The sequence below is a fragment of the Aeromonas sp. LsrichE-8G genome (assembly GCF_022869435.1).
GTDB classification, from domain to species: Bacteria; Pseudomonadota; Gammaproteobacteria; order Enterobacterales; family Aeromonadaceae; genus Aeromonas; species Aeromonas caviae.
This window is the reverse complement of record NZ_JALIHH010000119.1, coordinates 1-5616: the sequence shown is the minus strand read 5'-3', so window position 1 is coordinate 5616 and position 5616 is coordinate 1. Positions and strand designations below refer to the sequence as shown.

At 60.8% G+C, this 5616-nt stretch carries 4 protein-coding genes and 1 pseudogene; all 5 read left to right on the top strand.

The genetic code is table 11. The features are described 5' to 3' along the window. The first annotated feature begins 169 nt into the window (after window positions 1-169). Window positions 170-1309, top strand: a complete 1140-nt coding sequence (locus MUW49_RS16675; RefSeq protein WP_244812992.1) for a hypothetical protein — start codon at window positions 170-172, stop codon at window positions 1307-1309. Next, window positions 1231-2076, top strand: coding sequence for a hypothetical protein (locus tag MUW49_RS16670; protein ID WP_244812991.1), 846 nt, complete (start codon window positions 1231-1233; stop codon window positions 2074-2076). Before MUW49_RS16675 ends, MUW49_RS16670 begins: the two co-directional genes overlap by 79 nt. Window positions 2077-2080: 4 nt before the next feature. Continuing rightward, window positions 2081-2542, top strand: coding sequence for a hypothetical protein (locus tag MUW49_RS16665; protein ID WP_155488294.1), 462 nt, complete (start codon window positions 2081-2083; stop codon window positions 2540-2542). Between the two features lie 68 nt (window positions 2543-2610). Next, window positions 2611-4782 carry a DNA helicase II gene (gene uvrD, locus MUW49_RS16660; RefSeq protein ID WP_223945916.1) on the top strand — a complete coding sequence of 724 codons (2172 nt, stop codon included), beginning with the start codon at window positions 2611-2613 and terminating at the stop codon, window positions 4780-4782. 625 nt (window positions 4783-5407) lie between these two features. Next, a pseudogene (locus MUW49_RS16655) lies at window positions 5408-5616 on the top strand (IS5/IS1182 family transposase); the annotation flags it as partial.

The following is a 5616-nucleotide window of genomic DNA, read 5'->3' as shown; positions in this document are numbered from 1 at the left end:
CAGTGCCATAGTCCTTGAGAAACTCAAACAGGCTGTAGCCTTTCTGGAATTGGATTTTGCTTTTGGCCATGATCTCGCACCTCGATAACTGTACGTAAGATCAGTATAGTTCGTGGTAACTGACTGCTAATCATGGGTAATCAGGAAAATGAAAAAGAACGTGCTGAGTATGGCAGTGGCTTGTGTGTTGTCCGGTGTCATGTTGACCGCTTGCGGGGGCGGTGGTGACGATAACGGTGGCGGCAGCAATGGTGGCAACAATGGCGGTGGCACCGACACCGGCAGCAAGCCTCTTCACACTGCCGTCTTCCTGGATTCCGTCGTAGGTGGCCTCGACTATCGGTGCAACGATTACACCGGTGTCACCAATGCCAAGGGTGAATTCCTGTTTGATGATGGCGACACCTGCGAATTCGCATTGGGCAACCAGCGCCTGGGGGCGGTGACCCTCAAGGCGGGCAACTCGCTGGTAACCCCTTACACCCTGGCGGGTGACGACAAGGAGAAAGCGATCCGCATTGCGGCATTGCTGCAGACGCTCGACAGCGACAGCAATCCGGAGAACGGCATCACCCTCGACAAGGCGCAGGTCGCGCAACTGGGGATCGTCGAACTGGGTAGCGATGACGCCTTCAACACCGCCCTGGTCGAGGCGCTGAAAACAGCGGGCCTCACCAAAGCCGTCGTCTCTCTGGCTGCGGCGAAAGCCCACCTCTCCGCCACCCTGGCTGGCGTCAATGGCCGCTCCGTGGCGGTCGACAAGGTGCTGAGCGATCTGCAGCAACTGACCGATCTGAAAAACCTGGACGTCGAGAGCAAGTTCAAGGAGTACAAGGAGACCCTGCAGGCCGAGACCGGTGAGAGCGGCAAGGCCGATCGCCAGATCGTGCTGGCCATGCTGACCATGCTGGAGGTGACCAACAACCCCGTAGTGGCTGAACGCCTGGGCTTCACCTCGTCCGCCATTGGCAGTGGTTACAGCACCAGCCTGGCCAAGGTGATGGATGTCATCATCCATACTCCCGGTACCGCCTCCGTGGCGCTCAAAGGTGGCAAGGGATATACCCGTGACGTGGCCAAGCTGATGGGCGCCTATGCCGACAGCCTGGAAAACGTCGCGGCTGCCCTGGCCGATATCCAGGATCCGGATTACAGCGCCACCTATGGCGATGACGATACCGTCACCCTCAACCTCGACGGTGCCAAGGCCCTGCGGCCTCGGCGATGGCGATGGCATCGGCCCTCAACATCGCCGCCTCCTACCAGTACGGTCCGGACAGCGCCTATGTCACCCAGCAGGAAGAAGTGATCTTGCCGCGTATGCACATCAAGGACACCTGGGGCATGCAGCCGACCACCACCTATGAAGAGAGCAGCAGCACCTTCGAGACCCAGTTCAGTCAGCAGGAAATCGAGCCGGATGCGCTGGTGGCGCACGCCGATTTCTTCCGTTTGACCGACGATGCCAAGGCACGGTTGGCCAAGGCCAAGTCGCAGTTGAAGGATGCGGTGAGCCTCGCTCTGACCATCGATCAGAGCAAGCTGGACGAGTCGTTGACCCAGGATGAGATCGAGGCCAATGCCGCGACCCTCAAGGAGCTGGCGAACCACTTTGCAGGCACTGTGCCCACTATCCAGTGGGAAAGCGTCGAGACCCGATACGTCAATACCGGCATGGGCTGGCAGCCTCAAGAGGTGGGGGTGAAGTACAACATCAATGTGCTGCCGTTCTTCGATGAGATGCTGGATCGCAGTGACATGACCATCAAGGTGACCGGCGGCTGTGATGGCGCCGTGGGGGCGCGGGATGCCGAGCTGTCCAAGGCCATGGGAGAGCCCATGTGTCTCATCACGAGCGACGAGTTCAAGGCACTTGCCCAAAGCGATCGCGGCACACTGAAGAACATCGGCTGGATGCAGGAAGATCAGGAGAGCCACACCGCCATCTATGCCAAGGGGGTGGGTTATGACTGGTCAACCCAGATGACACCGGTGGCCGGGTCGACCTTTGACAAGGTCTTCGTCTCCTGTACCGACCTGGATGACAACAAGGTCAGCTGTGCCGATCAGCTGTAAACCAGTGGGAGCGCTCCTGACGGGGGCGCTCCTGTTGTGGATGCCGGTGGCACAGGCTGCCGGCATGCTGACGCGCTACACCGATTATCGGGAGCGTGTCTTCGATCGTCAGGGTCAGTTGCAATATCAATTGACCACCCACGAATACTTGCAGCGGATGCCCAGCGGGCGTCCGTCATTGTCCAGTCTGTTTGCGTTGCGAGAGATGCAACGAGCATCACTGCAGCTCAAGCAGGGCACCTTGATGGTGAATGACGTCATCGTGCGCTTCGAGCATGGGCATTATCAGGACGGCATGCTGGTGATGGGGAACACGGAAGTGACCCTGCCTGAGGGCCGCATGCTGGCCGCTTCACTGCGATTTGATCCCGTCCAGCAGGTGCTGGATGCCCCCCGCGCCCGGTTGCTCAGCTTTTCCGGTGAGGTACTGGGCCAATACCGGAACTATCACCGCCCCCTTCGTTGATCCTGCCGGTTGGTCTCTGGCGGCTCAGGCCGTATAATCCCCGCCTGTATAAATAAACAGGAGTGGTGATGGACGTTTCAACCCTGCTCGACGGGCTCAACGACAAGCAAAGAGACGCGGTGGCGGCCCCCCGTTGCAACCTGCTGGTGCTGGCCGGTGCCGGTTCGGGCAAGACCCGGGTGCTGGTGCACCGTATCGCCTGGCTGATGCAGGTGGAACGCTGTTCACCCTTCTCCATCATCGCGGTCACCTTTACCAACAAGGCGGCGGCCGAGATGCGCGGCCGGGTCGAGAAGGTGTTAGGCAGCTCGCAGCGCGGCATGTGGATCGGCACCTTCCACGGCATCGCCCACCGCCTGCTGCGGGCCCACCATCTGGATGCGGGCTTGCCGCAGGATTTCCAGATCCTCGACTCCGACGATCAGTACCGCCTCATCCGCCGGGTGCTCAAGGCGCTCAACCTCGACGAGAAGCACTGGGCCCCGCGCGCCGTGATGGGCTACATCAACGGCAAGAAGGACGAGGGGCTGCGCCCCGGCGACATCGATCTCTACGGCGACCCCGTCACCCGCACCTATCAGCAGATCTACAAGACCTATCAGGAGACCTGCGATCGCTCCGGGCTGGTGGACTTCGCCGAGCTCCTGCTGCGCGCCCACGAGCTGTGGCTGGGCAAGCCCCACATCCTCGAGCACTACCGCGACCGCTTCCAGAACATCCTGGTGGACGAGTTCCAGGATACCAACGGCATCCAGTACGCCTGGCTGCGGATGCTGGCGGGCGACACCGGCAAGGTGATGATCGTCGGCGACGATGACCAGTCCATCTACGGCTGGCGCGGCGCCAAGATTGAGAACATCCAGCGTTTCCTGACCGACTATCAGGGGGCGCAGACCATCCGCCTGGAGCAGAACTACCGCTCCACCGCCAACATCCTCAAGGCCGCCAACAGCGTCATCGCCAACAATGCGGAGCGCCTTGGCAAGGAGCTGTGGACCGAAGGGGCCGAGGGCGAGCCGATTTCGCTGTACGCCGCCTTCAACGAGGTGGACGAGGCCCGCTTCGTGGTCGGCCGCCTCAAGGATTGGAAAGAGAAGGGGGGTCTGCTCGCCGACTGCGCCATCCTCTATCGTTCCAACGCCCAGTCGCGGGTGCTGGAAGAGGCGCTGATGCAGGACGCCATGCCCTATCGCATCTACGGCGGCCTGCGCTTCTTCGAGCGCCAGGAAATCAAGGACGCCATGGCCTACCTGCGCCTTATCAACAACCGGGGCGACGACGCCAGTTTCGAGCGGGTGGTCAATACGCCGACCCGCGGCATCGGCGATCGCACCCTGGAGATCTTGCGTAACAACGCCCGCGATCAGGGCCAGAACCTGTGGCAATCGGCCAAGGCACTGCTCAATGACAAGGTGCTGACCGGCCGCGCCGGCAACGCGGTGCGCGGCTTTGTGGATCTCATCGACGCGCTGGAGGAGCAGGTTTCCCTGCTGCCCCTGCACCAGCAGGCGGATATCGCCATCCAGCACTCCGGCCTCAAGGCCATGTATCTGGCGGAAAAAGGCGAGAAATCCCAGGCACGGGTAGAAAACCTGGATGAACTGGTCACCGCCTGCCGCCAGTACCAGCGCCCGGACGAGCTGGAGGACATGAGCGATCTCTCCGCCTTCCTCGCCCATGCAGCGCTGGAGTCCGGCGAGAATCAGGCCGACGAATATGCCGACGCGGTGCAACTGATGACATTGCACAGCGCCAAGGGGCTGGAATATCCCCTGGTGCTGCTGGTCGGTGTGGAAGAGGGCATGTTCCCCAGCCAGCAATCCACCGAGGAGTCGGGGCGGCTGGAGGAAGAGCGGCGCCTCTGTTACGTGGGCATGACCCGCGCCATGGAGAAGCTCTACATCTGTTATGCCGAGAGCCGCCGCATCTACGGCCGCGAGATGTTCCACAAGCCGAGCCGCTTTATCCGCGAAATGCCCGCCGAGTGTCTGGAAGAGATCCGGCTGCGCACCCAGGTGAGTAGACCCACGCAATATGGCCGCTTTAGCCAGAACGAGGTGCAGCAGAGCTTTGACGCCAGCGGCATCAAGCTCGGCCAGCGGGTGCTGCACCCGAAATTCGGGGAAGGCATAGTGCTCAACTTCGAAGGGGTCGGCCAGCAGAGCCGGGTGCAGATCCAGTTCGACGACGTCGGCGCCAAGTGGCTGGTGACGGCGTATGCGAGATTGGAGGCGCTTTAATCCCCTCACCCTGACCCTCTCCCAACGGGAGAGGGGATCATCCCCGAGATAGTCTTTGCCTCCTTTTCCCCTTGTGGGAGGGGGGCCAGTTTCCGTGGTCGTCTTTGCTCCCTTCTCCCCTTGCGGGGGGGGGGCCTGTTTCCGAGATCGTCTTTGCTCCCTTCTCCCCTTGTGGGAGAAGGGTTGGGGATGAGGGGGCGCTTGCTGATGGCACGGCTGGCGCCGTGCTGGACGCGAGGGCTGGGCCCTCGACAGGGTTTCGCCCGCCATTCGGGCTTGGGCGAGTAACTTTTCTTTGCGTGGCCAAAGAAAAGTCACCAAAAGAAAGGCCACCCCCGCCAATCCGCTGGCTTCGCCAGTGCCCTTAGTTCAGAGCCAACGTCGGACGGGCCGCCGCAGACGGCACATCCCTGTGCCGACTGCGGCTACGCCATCATCCCTGATGGCGTCCCTGACGTTTCCTCTGACCTTCGGCGGATTGGAGGGGGATCAATACCGTGCCCTCCTTGAGGCGCTGTGACTATCTTCACTTTTTGATGTGACCAACCCGGCGTTAGGGAAGGTGCGAACAAGTCCCTGATATGAGATCATGTTTGTCATCTGGAGCCATGAAAAAGGGTTCATCATGAGTCATCAGCTCACCTTCGCCGACAGTGAATTCAGCAGTAAGCGCCGTCAGACCAGAAAGGAGATTTTCTTGTCCCGCATGGAGCAGATTCTGCCATGGCAAAACATGGTGGAAGTCATCGAGCCGTTTTATCCCAAGGCTGGTAATGGCCGGCGACCTTATCCGCTGGAAACCATGCTACGCATTCACTGCATGCAGCATTGGTA

Bases quoted from the DNA above. Each gene is read 5' to 3' on its own strand.
- MUW49_RS16675 (WP_244812992.1), top strand. From the start codon at position 170: ATGGCAGTGGCTTGTGTGTTGTCCGGTGTCATGTTGACCGCTTGCGGG.
- MUW49_RS16670 (WP_244812991.1), top strand. From the start codon at position 1,231: ATGGCATCGGCCCTCAACATCGCCGCCTCCTACCAGTACGGTCCGGAC.
- uvrD (WP_223945916.1), top strand. From the start codon at position 2,611: ATGGACGTTTCAACCCTGCTCGACGGGCTCAACGACAAGCAAAGAGAC.